The following is an 11,776-nucleotide window of genomic DNA, read 5'->3' on the forward strand; positions in this document are numbered from 1 at the left end:
TCCGTTCGCTGAATGTTCCTAAGCGGGGGTCATGTTGGACATGGCCCCCGCTTCGTGTCTGGATGGCGGCGATCCCGCGATCTGCGCCGCCGATGTCGCCCGCGGCGTGACGCGGATGCTGCTCCGTCACGACCTCACCACTATCCCCGAAGTCCCGGTGGAGGGCGGCCGCCGTGCCGACCTGATGGCGATCGACGCGCGCGGGCAATTGGTGATCGTCGAGATCAAGGTGTCGCGCGCCGATCTGATGGGCGACGGCAAATGGCCCGATTATCTCGGCTCCTGCGATCGCTATTACTGGGCGGTGCCGGCCGGGTTCGACACCACGCCGCTCGACGGCCATGCCTTCCTGCCCGAACGGACCGGCGTGATCGTCGCCGACCGCTATGATGCGGCGATCGTGCGCGAGGCGCATACCGTGCCGCTGCCGGCGCATGTGCGCAAACGCTGTACGCTTGCCTTCGCGCGGCGGGCGGCGCGGCGGCTGACGGGGTTGATCGATCCGGAGGCGCTGGCGCTGTCGGCCTGAGCGTCGAAGCGCCCCGTTACAATTGGTGGCCGGTACGGTCGCGCTTGGTCGCGAGATAGCGTTCGTTGTGCGGATTGGGCGGCAGCGCGTGCGGCACCCGCTCCGCGACGTGCACGCCGGCCGCTTCCAGTCCCGCGACCTTGGCGGGATTGTTGGTCAGCAGCCGCACCGCGCGCTGGCCGAGCAGGTCGAGCATGCGCGCCGCCACGCCGAAATCGCGGGCGTCGACCGCGAATCCCAGCCGCGTGTTGGCATCGACGGTGTCGTATCCCTGATCCTGTAGGGCATAGGCGCGCAGTTTGTTGACGAGGCCGATGCCGCGCCCTTCCTGACGCAGATAGAGCAGGATGCCCCAGCCATTGGCGCGGATCGCCTGGATCGCGGCGCGCAGTTGCGGACCGCAGTCGCATTTGAGGCTGCCGAGCACGTCGCCGGTCAGGCATTCGCTGTGCAGCCGCACCAGCGGCGGCGATCCGTTGGGCTGGCCGATGAGCAGCGCGACATGCTCGTCGCTCGAATCGGCGGCGCGAAAGGCGACGATCTCCGCATCCTCGGCGCCGTCGACCGGCAGGCGCGCGCGGGTGGCGAGGCGCAGCGTCCCGGCGTCCTGATGCCGGTCGATACCGGCGGGCGTGATCGTCAGTTCGGGGTCGGCGCCGTCGACGAAGAAGGCGGGCAGCAGCCCCGCGATCCGCGCGAGCCGGATCGCGGCGAGGCTGGCGACGGGGCGGGTCACCGCCGTGGTGCGGAAGGGGCCTTTCAACGGGGTCGCGAGATCGAATTGCGGGTCGGCGAGCGCGACGGCGGTGTTGAAGTCGAGCCAGGGTGTCGGCTCGATCACCACCGGCGTATCCGGATCGGCGGCGGCGTGCTGGTTGGTGAGCTTCAGCGTCGCTGCCCGCCCGCTCGAGATCAGCAGCGGAAACCCGCCGGGCGCGAACGCCGCCAGTCCGACCGGATCGGCGGTCTCGACCGCGAGCAGGGGCAGGGGGGGCTCGCCCGGCGCATGGATCGCGATCGGCCAGCCGCGGCGCAGCGCGTCGATCGCGCGCGCGACGTCGCGGGCCGCGGTCAAAAGGCGAACTCGGTCATGATCGGCACATGGTCCGACGGCTTGAGCCAGCTGCGGCAATCCTCGAACACGGTGTGGGCCACCGCCTGTGCGGCGACGTCGCCGGTCGCCCACATATGGTCGAGCCGCCGGCCGCGATCGTTCTTCGTCCAGTCGGGCGATCGATAGCTCCACCACGTATGGAGCCGGGCAGGGGCGGGGTGGAAGTGGCGGCCGAGATCGACCCAGTCGTTCGACGCTTGCAACCGGTCGAGCGCCGCGACCTCGATCGGGGTGTGGCTGACGACCTTGAGCAGCGCCTTGTGACTCCACACGTCGCTCGGCAGCGGCGCGATGTTTAAATCGCCGGTCAGGATCGTCGGCACCGCCAGATCCTGCGACCAGGCGGTCATCCGTTCGACGAAATCGAGCTTCTGCCCGAACTTCGGGTTCACGTCGCGGTCCGGCACGTCGCCGCCGGCGGGGACGTAGACATTCTCCAGCCGGACGCCGTTGGGCAGGCGGATGCCGACATGCCGCGCCTCGCGATTGGCCTGCCAGTCGAAGCGGTCGTCCGCGACGATCGGCACCCGGCTGAGGATCGCTACGCCGTGGTGCATGCGCTGGCCGTGGATGACGATATGTTCGTAGCCGAGCGCGCGGAAGGTCTCGAACGGGAAGTCGGCGTCGATCACCTTGGTTTCCTGCAGGCACAGGATGTCCGGTTCGGCCTCGCGCAGGAACTGCTCGACGATGGCGATCCGGAAGCGGACCGAATTGATGTTCCAGGAGACGATCTTCACACGCCGCATCTAGGTCGGGCGCGGGGGGCGGGCAAGGTCAGGGAGGCGTGCGGCAGGTCGCCGGTCGTGCCGGCGACAGGGACAACATGAACATCTGAACGGAAACGATGTTCTCCCATCGTTTCCTTTTTGCAGCGATAAGAAAGCGCCGGATGCGAAGAGGCGCGGGTAGCGGGTCGATTTCGTGCGGGACAGCGCGTGGCGCTCGGCCTTTTGAATCAGGGCGTTATCGCGAGGATCGTCCAACCCATCGGATGCGATCGGCCAAAGGGTGGTCGACGCAGAAAGGCCCCCGCTCCGGGGGCATGGAGCGAGGGCCGACCTAGCGTTCGTCACGCAGGCGGGAAGTGGTGATTATCGCCCGGGCAACAGGGGGAAAAATCCCGGACGCCCCACATCCGCCCAAGTCTTCTAGGCCAGCAAACCTGTCGCGTGGATGAATGGCGAACCGGTCAGCGGACGTTCGGCCGTCGCGGGTCGTTCCATTTGAACGTTCCGTCGCTCACCGGCACGCCGAACCGCTGATTCGACAGGCGAATCGTCGTGCGGTTGTTCTGGCTGTCGAGCGCGACCCAGCCCTGCAGCGCGAGTCCGGCCGGCGCGGCGCCGTCACGGGCGAAGATCAGCGTGATCTTGCCATATTCGGGATGCTTGGGGTCGTTCGCCTCGACCGAGACGACCCGGTCGTTGCCGGTCTGGACGAGCCGGGCATAGCGGGTGATGTCGCGCGACGGATCGAGCAGAACGCCCAGCGGCGAATTGCGGATCGGCCAGCGCTGCACCTGTCGTACCGAATAATCGATGAAGGTCAGCGCGCCGCCCTCCGCGACGATCAGGATCGGCACGCCCTTCTCATACTGGAAGCGCAGCTTGCCGGGCTTCTTGAGCGTGAAGGTGCCGGTCAGCACCTTGCCGTTGCGGTCGGTCTGGGTGAAGTCGGCGGTCATCGTCTCGACCGACTGGAGGTGGCGCTGCACCGCGGCCAGATCGCCGGACGCCTGTGCGGGCAGGACGGCGGGCGCAGCGAGGGCGAACGGTGCGGCGGCGAGGGCGAAGGCGTGTCGGATCATGGGGGTCCTGTGGATTTTGCGCATTGAATGCCTGCTGAACCGGAGCGTTCCCGTTGCCCTCACCATCGCCGCCTCTCCCTCTGCCGGCGGGAGAGGGAAAACAGGGTCGGGGCAGGCGGGAAACGCTAAATCGCATGCCCTTCGGTATCGCGCAGCACCTCGCGGCGGCCGACATGGTCGGGGCGGCTAACTATGCCGTCCTTCTCCATCTTCTCGATCAGCCGGGCGGCGGAATTGTAGCCGATGCGCAACTGGCGTTGCAGCCAGCTGGTCGAGGCCTTCTGCGATTCGCAGACCAGCTGGATCGCGCTGCGATATTGCTGGTCCTCCGCCGAATCCTCACCCTCCGGCGCGCCTTCCAGCGCGAAGCCGTCCTCGGGCTCTTCGGTGACCGAGCTGATGTAATCGGGCTGGCCCTGGCTGCGCCAGTGATCGGCGATGCCGCGCACCTCGTCGTCGCTGACGAAGGGGCCGTGGACGCGGACGATGCCCTTGCCACCGGGCATGTAGAGCATGTCGCCCTTGCCGAGCAGCTGTTCGGCGCCCTGTTCGCCGAGGATGGTGCGCGAATCGATCTTGCTGGTGACGTGGAAGCTGATCCGGGTCGGCAGGTTCGCCTTGATGACGCCGGTGATGACGTCGACCGACGGCCGCTGCGTTGCCATGATGAGGTGGATGCCCGCCGCGCGCGCCTTTTGCGCGAGCCGCTGGATCAGGAATTCGACCTCCTTGCCCGCGGTCATCATCAGGTCGGCGAGCTCGTCGACGATGACGACGATCTGCGGCAGCGGTTCGTAGTCGAGCTGTTCTTCCTCATAGACCGGTTGTCCGGTCTCGGGGTGATAGCCGGTCTGGACGCGGCGGCCGAGGCGCTGGCCCTTGGCCTTGGCGGCGCGGACCTTGTCGTTGAAGCCCGCCAGGCTGCGCACGCCGACCGAGGACATCTGGCGATAGCGATCCTCCATCGTCTCGACCGCCCATTTCAGCGCGCGGACCGCCTTGGCGGGGTCGGTGACGACGGGGGAGAGCAGGTGGGGGATGTCGTCGTACATGCTCAGTTCGAGCATCTTGGGATCGATCATGATCATCCGGCACTGGTCCGGCGTCAGCCGGTAGAGCAGCGACAGGATCATGCAGTTGAGCCCGACCGACTTGCCCGAACCGGTCGTGCCGGCGACGAGCAGGTGCGGCATCGGCGCGAGGTCGGCGATGACGGGATCGCCGGCAATGTTCTTGCCGAGGATGATCGGCAGCTGCGCTGCCTGATCCTCGAACGTCTGGCTGCCGACGAGTTCGTGCAGGCTGACCGATTCGCGCTTGGCGTTGGGCAGTTCGATGCCGATGACGTTGCGGCCCGGGATCACCGCGACGCGCGCCGACACCGCGGACATGTTGCGCGCGATATCGTCGGCGAGCGCGATGACGCGGCTGGCCTTGATACCCGGCGCGGGTTCCAGTTCGTACATCGTCACGACCGGGCCGGGGCGCACCTCGTTGATGACGCCGTGCACCTTGAAGTCGTCGAGCACGTTCTCGAGCAGGCGGGCGTTGCGCTCCAGCGCCGCCTTGTCGATCGTGCCCTTGGGAACCGGCGGGGCCGGGGTCAGCAGGTCGATCGACGGCAGCGCGAAGGTGTGGCCGAGGTCGAGGCTCTGCTGGCGTGGCTTCTGCCGGGCGGCGGAAGGCGCGAGGTTGCGATCGGCGATGACCGGGGCCGGGCGTGGATCGGGTTCCGCCACCGCGCGCGGCTCGATGACCTTGCGCGCGAGCTGGAGCGGTTCCTCCTCGTCATCCCCGTCCACGTCGTCATAGGCGTCGGCGATGTCGTCGCCATCGGTGCGGAGGCGGCGCAGGCGGAAGCGGCGATCGCCGAGGTCGATCTCGAGGCTCTTGGCCCAGATGATGATGCCGGCGACGCCGATGATCAGGCCGATGCCGCGCGCCGCCCAGCGTTCGGCGCCCGGCTGGCCGAGGAAGGCGAGGCCCCATTCGACGAGATGCGCGACCGACAGGCCGACGACGCCGCCCCAGCCGGCGGGGAGGGCAAGAACCGAGGAATCCGAGACGAAGGCGAGCGCCGAGGCCATCAGCGCGACGCCGATCGTGGCATTGCGCAGCATCGCCAGCCAGCGCCCCGGCGGCTGGTCGCGCCACAGCCGCGCAGCGACGATCGGTGCGATCGGCAGCAGCAGGGCGACCGCCGGCCCGAACACGGTCAGCGCCAGATCGGCGAACCACGCACCCGGCGGCCCGGCGAGATTCTGGATCGGCCCGCCCGACGCGGTGTTGAGCGCCGCGTCGCTGGCGCGATAGCTCGCCAGCGCGAGCACCATGAGCAGGGTGAACAGGAACAGCGCGATCGACGCGATCAGCGCACCGCCGCGTACCGCCCCTGCCTTCACCGTCTCACGCAACAAGCCTGGCTGCGCACGGCTCGCCATCGCCCGATCCCTTCAATGTCGCGAAAATGCCGCGGAATCATCGGGCCGCGCGTGCGTTACGTCAAGGCGGCTGCGGTGGATCGGGCGTCGACCGGATGTGGACCGGCCGTTGGCACACATGCGTTGCGCTTGTAGGGAGGCGATATGGACACAGACGTCATCATCCTGGGCGGCGGCCTGGTCGGCGCCACGCTGGCCCTCGCACTGGACGCGCACGGGGTCACCAGCACCGTCGTCGATCCCGCCGATCCGGCGGTGATGCTGGCACCGGGGTTCGACGGGCGTGCTTCGGCGATTGCGAGCGCGACCGGGCGGATGCTCGACGCGATCGGGATCGGCGCGACGCTGGCGGGGCAGGGGTGCGCGATCCGCCACATCCGCGTCAGCGACGGGCTGGCGCCGGGCAAGCTCGACTTCCGGCCCGACGAGGGCGATGGCGCGCTCGGCACGATGTACGAGAACAAGCTGCTGCGAAAGGCGCTGTTCGAGGCGGCGAGCGCGGCGCGCCACGTCGGCCTGCGCATGCGGACGCGCGCGACCGAGGTGGTGCGCGGGTCGGCCGGCGTCGTCGCGACGCTGGACGATGGCACCACCGTCCGCGCGCCGCTGCTGATCGCGGCGGAGGGGCGTCATTCGCCGACGCGCGAGGCGGCGGGGATCACCGTCGCGCGCTGGCAATATGATCACGCCGCGATCGTCGGGGCCTTCCATCACGCCTATCCGCATGAGGATATCGCCTATGAGATCTTCTATCCGGCGGGGCCGTTCGCGCTGCTGCCGCTGCCCGACGACGAGATCGGCCATCGATCGGCGATCGTCTGGTCGGTGAAGGGCGCGGACGGGCCGGCGATGATGAAGCTGGGCGATCGCGCCTTCCTCGCGGAGGCGACCAAGCGGATGGGCGGGTTCCTCGGCGAGCTCAGTGCCGCCAGCCCGCGCGCGAGCTATCCACTGGGTTTCCACCATGCGGCGCGGATCACGGCGGAGCGGCTGGTGCTGGTCGGCGATGCTGCGCACGGCATCCATCCGATCGCGGGGCAGGGGCTCAACCTCGGCCTGCGCGATGCGGCGACGCTGGCGGAGGTGCTGGTCGACGGCAAGCGGCTGGGCCTCGACCTCGGCGATCCGGCGCTGCTCGAACGCTACCAGCGCTGGCGGGGGCTCGACACCTTCATGGTCGCGGCGGCGACCGACACGCTGACCCGGCTGTTCGGCATCCCCGGCCGGACGGCGAGCGCGGTGCGCCGGTTCGGGATCAGTGCGGTCGACAGGCTGCCGCCATTGAAGGACCGGTTCATGGCCGAGGCGCGCGGCGAAAGCGGGACGCTTCCCAAGCTGTTGCAGGGCCTGATGGTGTGAGCGAGCCGGTGGCGCATCCGCCGTTGCGTAAGGCACAGGGTGGCGTCGCGCGCGGGATCGGCATCGGGCTGGGCCTGACGATCGCGGCGGTCATCATCGGTTACAGTCGCAGCGCCGCCGCGACGCTGGAAAGCCGCATCGCCACGCTGGGCATCGCCGTGCTGGTGCTCGGCCTGTGGCTGGCGGCGGCGATCGGCGTCGTCGCGCGCCGGCGGTTCGCGTCGGACACGGCCATCGACGGTGGCGACCGGGTCGATCCGCGGGTCGATGCGGGCAATGCGATCCTGCGCAACACGGCCGAGCAGGTCCTGCTGGCGGGACTTGCCTATACCGCGCTGACGCTGCTGAGCGATCATGCGCGGGTGCCGGTGGCGCTGTTCGCCGCCTGTTTCTCCGCCGGGCGGCTGCTGTTCTGGACGGGCTATCGCGATGGCGCGGAGGCACGCGCGCTGGGCTTCGCGCTCACCTTCTATCCCAGCGTCGCGGCGCTGCTGATGGCGGCGGTGGCGCTGATCCGGTAGCGATCAGTCCGCGGTCAGCCGCCGGGCTTCCTCGGGCAGCATCACCGGCACGCCGTCGCGGACCGGATAGGCCAGCCCCGCCGCGTCCGACACCAGCTCCTGCGCTGCCGCGTCATAGCGCAGCGGCTGCCGCGTTACCGGGCAGACGAGCCGTTCGAGCAACCACGGGTCGATCATTGCAGCGTCACCTTGTCCTCGCCGTCGTGGCGGCCGAAGAATTGCATCAGCTGGATGATGAGCTCCGCCCGCGTCTCGATATCGGGGGCCTCGAGCAACGCCTGTTTCGCCGCGGTGTCGAACGGAGCGATCTGGGCGATGCCGTTGACGAGGCTCTCGTCGTCCAGCCGGCCGACCGCTTCCCAGTCCACCGTATAGCCCTGCGAATCGGCGAAGCGGCGCGATTCCAGCTCCAGCGACGATCGCCGGCCGAGCGACAGCGCATCCTCGGCATCGATCGGCAGCAATTCGGCCTCGACCTGACGGAACGGCGTCGTCACATCGAGTTCGCGCAACACGCGGAACAGCGCGACGCCTTCCAGCACCAGATTGTAGCGGCCGTCGTCCAGCGCCTCGACCTCGGCGATCCTGCCGACGCAGCCGATGTCGTACAGCGCAGGCGCATCGCCGCCGGCGGCGGATTTGGTCATCGGCTGGATCATGCCGATCCGCCGGTCGCGCGCCATCGCATCGCTCACCATCGCCCGATAGCGCGGTTCGAAGATGTGCAGCGGCAGGTGCATGCCGGGGAAGAGCAACGCCCCCGGCAGCGGAAAGATCGACAGGCGGGTGGGCGTCGTCATCCGAACAGGATCGCCGACAGCCGACGGCGCTGGCCGGACACCCAGGGGTCCTCCAGCCCGACGACCTCGAACAGCTTGAGCAGTTGCTGCCGCGCCGCATCCTCGTTCCAGCTACGGTCGGCGGCGATGATATGGAGCAGGTTGTCGGCCGCACCGTCGCGGTCGCCCGCCGCCATTTGCGCATTGGCAAGCGCGAAGCGGCGCTCGTGATCGTCGGGACTGGCGGCGACCTCGGCCTGCAGGCCGGTAAAATCCTCGACCGGCGGTGCGCTCTGCGCCAGTGCGAGGGCGGCCTTCGCCCGGTCGATGCCGGCATCCCGGATATCGGCGGGCAGCGCGTCGATCGCCGCCTGCGCCTCGTCGGTCAGCCCGGCGGCGACCAGCGCGCGGATCCGGCCGGACAGGACCGCGGGATCGTCCGGCGCCATCTCGACCAATTGGTCGAAGATCGACAGCGCGCGTTCGGTGTCGCCGCTGGCCAGCACCTCCTCGCCCATGGCGATCAGCGGCTCGATCTCGGCGGCGGCATCCGCGCCGGGCGCCTGAATCGGCAATTGCTTGAGCAACTGGTCGAGGATGACGCGCAGCTGCGATTCGGTACGCGCGCTGGTCAGGTCCGCGACCAGCTGGCCCTGGAACATCGCATAGACGGTCGGGATCGACTTGATCTGGAATTGCGCGGCGATGAACGGGTTCTTGTCGGTGTCGATCTTCGCCAGCACGACGCCCTTGTCGGCATAAGCGACGGCGACCTTCTCCAGCGTCGGGCCCAGCGCCTTGCACGGCCCGCACCATTCCGCCCAGAAATCGATGATGACGAGCGACGTCATCGACGGTTCGACGACGTCGCGACGGAAATCCTCGACCGCCTGCTTTTCGGCTGGCGACATTCCTAGCGTGGCCAAGTCATGCTCCTTCGTGATCGGTTGCCGCCCATGTGGGGCAGCAGGACGCCGACGCCAAGGTTTTTGCGGGCGTCGGAGCGTCGCGTATCGCCGATTCGCCGAAAACCCCGGCGGCCTTGGGCCACCGGGGTTCTGGCTTTGCTCGACCTTGGGGGGAAGAGCTCGGTCGGCGCCAACGCCCTTGGGGGGCAGCGCCAGCGCCGATAACCGGATTACTGGAGGAGCTTCAGGACACCCTGCTGGCTCTGGTTGGCCTGCGCGAGCATCGCGGTCGATGCCTGGCTCAGGATCTGCGCCTTGGCGAGCGCCGTCGTCTCGGTCGAGAAGTCGGCGTCTTCGATGCGGCTCTTCGATTCGGCGAGGTTGGTCGTGGTGGTGGTCAGGTTGTTGACCGTCACCTGCAGCCGGTTCTGCACCGCGCCGAGGTCGCCACGCGCCGCCGACACCTGATCCAGCGCCTTGTCGATCGCCGACATCGCCTTCGAGGCGGATGCCTGGCTGGAGATGTCGATCGAGCCGCTGGTGGCGCTGCCGTTGCCGCCCGCCGCTGCCAGACCGGTCGCTGCGAGCCCTGCGGTGGTGCCTTCGATGCTGATCGCCGAACCGTCCGTGGTGCTCAGGGTGATCGAGCCCTTCACGGTGATGCCGGTTGCGTCGATCGCCGTGCCGGCCCCGTTGCCGGCATCCGCCAGGTTGCCCGCCGTGGTCGTGCCCTTGCCGACGGTCAGATCGGCACCGCCGTTCGAGGTCAGCACGATGGCGCCATTCTTGTATTCGGCGGTGACGCCCGTGTTGGCATCGTTGATCGCCTTGGCGACGACCTGCTGGTCGGCGGCCGAGGTCGTGATCGCCGCGGTACCGAGCGAGACGCTCTTGCCGTTAACCGTGATCGCGCCGCTGGCGCCGGCCGTCACGCCCTTGAGGATCGCGGTCGTCGATGCCGTGGCGGTGACGCCGGTCTTGTCGCTGACAGCGTTGATCGCCTTCAGCTTGTCCTGGATCGAGCCGCTGTCGCTCTTGCCGATCGCGGTGCCGTTGATCGTCAGATCGCCGGCGACCATGGCGGTGCCGTTGATCGGCGCGAGGCCGGTCACGGTGTCGCCGCTGCCGACGTTCAGGCCGATCGCGGTCAGGTCCGCGGCCACGCCGCTCGCGCCCAGAGCGATGGAGACGGGCGATCCATCCTTGGACTGCAGCGAGACCGAACCCTGGTAGGTCTTGTCGCTGGTGTTCGCCGCGATGTCGAAGCCCGCCTTGGTGACGTCGCCGCCGGTACCCTTGCCGACCTTGATCTCGGCGCCGGTGTCGTTGGACAGCGTGATGGTGCCGTTGTCGTTCAGGCTGGCAGTGACGCCGGGCGCGTCGCGGTTGATGTTGGCGACGAGTGCCGCGGCATCCTTGGCGCCGGCGATGGCCTTGCCGTTGATGACAAGATCGCTGTCGGTCGTGCCGCCGACGGCGACCTTGCCGGTCGTCAGCGTGTTCGATGCCGTCGCGGTGATGCCGCTGTTCGACGAATTGTTGTTGATCTGCGCGGCGAGATCCTTGGCGGTGTCCGCCGTTGCGGTCGTCACGCTGCCCGACACCAGGTTCTTGCCATTGACGGCGAGATCGGTGGCATCGATCGTCGTGCCAGCCGTCACGCGGCCGCCGGTCAGCGAGCCGGTGACGCCCGAGCCGGCGAGGCCGAGGCTCTTGGCGGACATGCTGCCCATCGACACGGAGACGGTTTCACCCGCGTTGGTCCCGGTCTGCAGCTTCAGATCCTTGACGGAGCCGTCGAGGAGGTTGATGCCGTTGAAGTTGGTCGTCTTGGCGATGTCGTTGATCTGGCTGGTCAGCTGCTTCACTTCGGCCTGCAGCGCGCTGCGCTCCGAGGCGCCGAGCGTGCCGTTGGCGGACTGCGTCGACAGTTCCTTCATGCGCTGCAGCATCGAGGTGACCTCGCTGAGCGCGCCTTCCGCGGTCTGCGCCATCGACACGCCGTCGTTCGCGTTGCGGATCGCGACGTTCATCGACTTGATCTGGCTGCTCATGCGGCTCGAGATGGCGAGGCCGGCGGCGTCGTCCTTGGCCGAGTTGATGCGCTTGCCGGTCGACAGGCGCTCCATCGACGTGGAGAGGGCCTGGTTGGCCGAGCTGGAAGCGTTGGTCGCACGCAGCGACGCGATGTTGGTACCGATGACGGTCATGAGGGTTCTCCAATTGCTGCGGCGCTCCCCGCCGCCCCCAGAGCGGAGGGCCGAGCCGCCAAATGGGGTAACGGCCCGGCCTGCGACGGCTTAAGCGGAAAATTG

10 protein-coding genes and 2 pseudogenes are annotated in these 11,776 nt (G+C 68.5%); 3 read left to right on the plus strand and 9 right to left on the minus strand.

Features of this window, described 5'->3' with window-relative positions:
- The first annotated feature begins 31 nt into the window (after nt 1–31).
- Complete coding sequence (locus AC1RTO_RS14255) at nt 32–529, plus strand: MmcB family DNA repair protein (protein WP_493161467.1); 498 nt, start codon at nt 32–34, stop codon at nt 527–529.
- 16 nt (nt 530–545) lie between these two features.
- Here AC1RTO_RS14255 and ribA read toward each other — a convergent pair whose 3' ends face one another.
- From ribA to AC1RTO_RS14275, 4 genes are all read right to left on the minus strand, one after another.
- Complete coding sequence (gene ribA, locus AC1RTO_RS14260; RefSeq protein WP_493161468.1) at nt 546–1,604, minus strand: GTP cyclohydrolase II; 1,059 nt, start codon at nt 1,602–1,604, stop codon at nt 546–548.
- Nucleotides 1,601–2,392 (minus strand): exodeoxyribonuclease III, encoded by a 792-nt coding sequence (locus AC1RTO_RS14265; protein WP_493161469.1) that lies wholly within the window; start codon nt 2,390–2,392, stop codon nt 1,601–1,603. Before AC1RTO_RS14265 ends, ribA begins: the two co-directional genes overlap by 4 nt.
- Before the next feature lie 443 nt (nt 2,393–2,835).
- Nucleotides 2,836–3,453 carry a LolA family protein gene (locus AC1RTO_RS14270; RefSeq protein ID WP_493161470.1) on the minus strand — a complete coding sequence of 206 codons (618 nt, stop codon included), beginning with the start codon at nt 3,451–3,453 and terminating at the stop codon, nt 2,836–2,838.
- A 125-nt stretch (nt 3,454–3,578) separates the two neighbouring features.
- Nucleotides 3,579–5,894: a DNA translocase FtsK gene (locus tag AC1RTO_RS14275; protein WP_493161471.1), complete on the minus strand. Its 2,316-nt coding sequence runs from the start codon at nt 5,892–5,894 to the stop codon at nt 3,579–3,581.
- 144 nt (nt 5,895–6,038) lie between these two features.
- On the opposite strand from AC1RTO_RS14275, the gene AC1RTO_RS14280 reads away from it, so the two are divergent.
- Both AC1RTO_RS14280 and AC1RTO_RS14285 read left to right on the plus strand, forming a co-directional pair.
- On the plus strand, nt 6,039–7,253 hold the full coding sequence (locus AC1RTO_RS14280) for a UbiH/UbiF/VisC/COQ6 family ubiquinone biosynthesis hydroxylase (RefSeq protein ID WP_493161472.1): 1,215 nt from the start codon (nt 6,039–6,041) through the stop codon (nt 7,251–7,253).
- Nucleotides 7,250–7,774 carry an MAPEG family protein gene (locus AC1RTO_RS14285; protein WP_493161473.1) on the plus strand — a complete coding sequence of 175 codons (525 nt, stop codon included), beginning with the start codon at nt 7,250–7,252 and terminating at the stop codon, nt 7,772–7,774. Before AC1RTO_RS14280 ends, AC1RTO_RS14285 begins: the two co-directional genes overlap by 4 nt.
- A 3-nt stretch (nt 7,775–7,777) precedes the next feature.
- Here AC1RTO_RS14285 and AC1RTO_RS14290 read toward each other — a convergent pair whose 3' ends face one another.
- From AC1RTO_RS14290 to AC1RTO_RS14310, 5 genes and pseudogenes are all read right to left on the minus strand, one after another.
- On the minus strand, nt 7,778–7,951 hold the full coding sequence (locus AC1RTO_RS14290) for a Trm112 family protein (RefSeq protein WP_493161474.1): 174 nt from the start codon (nt 7,949–7,951) through the stop codon (nt 7,778–7,780).
- Nucleotides 7,948–8,574: an LON peptidase substrate-binding domain-containing protein gene (locus AC1RTO_RS14295; RefSeq protein ID WP_493161475.1), complete on the minus strand. Its 627-nt coding sequence runs from the start codon at nt 8,572–8,574 to the stop codon at nt 7,948–7,950. The genes AC1RTO_RS14290 and AC1RTO_RS14295 overlap by 4 nt, the downstream gene beginning before the upstream one ends.
- Nucleotides 8,571–9,464, minus strand: a complete 894-nt coding sequence (locus tag AC1RTO_RS14300; RefSeq protein ID WP_493161610.1) for a tetratricopeptide repeat protein — start codon at nt 9,462–9,464, stop codon at nt 8,571–8,573. The genes AC1RTO_RS14295 and AC1RTO_RS14300 overlap by 4 nt, the downstream gene beginning before the upstream one ends.
- Before the next feature lie 227 nt (nt 9,465–9,691).
- Nucleotides 9,692–9,943, minus strand: a pseudogene (locus tag AC1RTO_RS14305) (flagellin); the annotation flags it as partial.
- A 1,320-nt stretch (nt 9,944–11,263) separates the two neighbouring features.
- A pseudogene (locus AC1RTO_RS14310) lies at nt 11,264–11,671 on the minus strand (flagellin N-terminal helical domain-containing protein); the annotation flags it as partial.
- Between the last annotated feature and the right edge of the window lie 105 nt (nt 11,672–11,776).

This window comes from Sphingomonas sp. GW821-FHT10F09, assembly GCF_058809195.1.

Excerpts from the sequence above, each read along its gene's own strand:
- AC1RTO_RS14255 (WP_493161467.1), top strand. The coding sequence starts at position 32 with ATGTTGGACATGGCCCCCGCTTCGTGTCTGGATGGCGGCGATCCCGCG.
- AC1RTO_RS14265 (WP_493161469.1), bottom strand. The coding sequence starts at position 2,392 with ATGCGGCGTGTGAAGATCGTCTCCTGGAACATCAATTCGGTCCGCTTC.
- AC1RTO_RS14270 (WP_493161470.1), bottom strand. The coding sequence starts at position 3,453 with ATGATCCGACACGCCTTCGCCCTCGCCGCCGCACCGTTCGCCCTCGCT.
- AC1RTO_RS14275 (WP_493161471.1), bottom strand. The coding sequence starts at position 5,894 with ATGGCGAGCCGTGCGCAGCCAGGCTTGTTGCGTGAGACGGTGAAGGCA.
- AC1RTO_RS14280 (WP_493161472.1), top strand. The coding sequence starts at position 6,039 with ATGGACACAGACGTCATCATCCTGGGCGGCGGCCTGGTCGGCGCCACG.
- AC1RTO_RS14290 (WP_493161474.1), bottom strand. The coding sequence starts at position 7,951 with ATGATCGACCCGTGGTTGCTCGAACGGCTCGTCTGCCCGGTAACGCGG.
- AC1RTO_RS14295 (WP_493161475.1), bottom strand. The coding sequence starts at position 8,574 with ATGACGACGCCCACCCGCCTGTCGATCTTTCCGCTGCCGGGGGCGTTG.
- AC1RTO_RS14300 (WP_493161610.1), bottom strand. The coding sequence starts at position 9,464 with ATGTCGCCAGCCGAAAAGCAGGCGGTCGAGGATTTCCGTCGCGACGTC.